2 pseudogenes are annotated in these 586 nt (G+C 54.4%); both read right to left on the reverse strand.

Annotation, left to right across the window (positions count from 1 at the left end):
- Window positions 1-212 (reverse strand): annotated as a pseudogene (locus NW853_RS13035) (hypothetical protein); the annotation flags it as partial.
- A 7-nt stretch (window positions 213-219) separates the two neighbouring features.
- Window positions 220-586, reverse strand: a pseudogene (locus NW853_RS13040) (hypothetical protein); the annotation flags it as partial.

The following is a 586-nucleotide window of genomic DNA, read 5'->3' on the forward strand; positions in this document are numbered from 1 at the left end:
ACAATGCTCAGGTACCAATAGCTATCGCGCTGGCTCAGGGCTGCAAAAGCAGAAGCATAGCTGCCGCGTTTTGTCCAAAGGTATATCGCCAACACTTGCAGGATAGTCAGCGCTAAGCCCAGCAAAAAAATCCGAGTAGAGAAGCCAACTAAACATTTGCGAATCTGCTGCAACAGAAGGCTAGGACGCAAACTCATCAGCTTCACTACCAAGGTTCGATCAAGCCACCCAAAGATGCTGGACGTAGCGCCAGGCGAGGATTTGGTTTAGGGCAAAGAAGACTAAAGCCAAGATCCAGTAGCCCAGCCTCAGGACACTGCCAAGATAGAAACGCACCTGTTGGGGGATGAAGCTGAAATCGGTGTATCTGATCCCATGCAACCAGGCCAGCACCTGCAGGGTGTGAACCGGCAGGCAGTAGCGGATCATACTTCTCTGGGCCACGGCACTCATGCCGGCCACGGAAATGGAGAACATAATCCAGGCAGCCAAATGGAGCCCCAGCCGCTCCTGCCAGCGCCGGCTCTTGCCGGCCAGGACACTCCACCCATCCAGCAAACTGGTAACAACTAGGGATCCCAGGGTG

Source organism: Synechococcus sp. H55.11, assembly GCF_047462475.1.
In the GTDB taxonomy this organism is placed as follows: domain Bacteria; phylum Cyanobacteriota; class Cyanobacteriia; order Thermostichales; family Thermostichaceae; genus Thermostichus.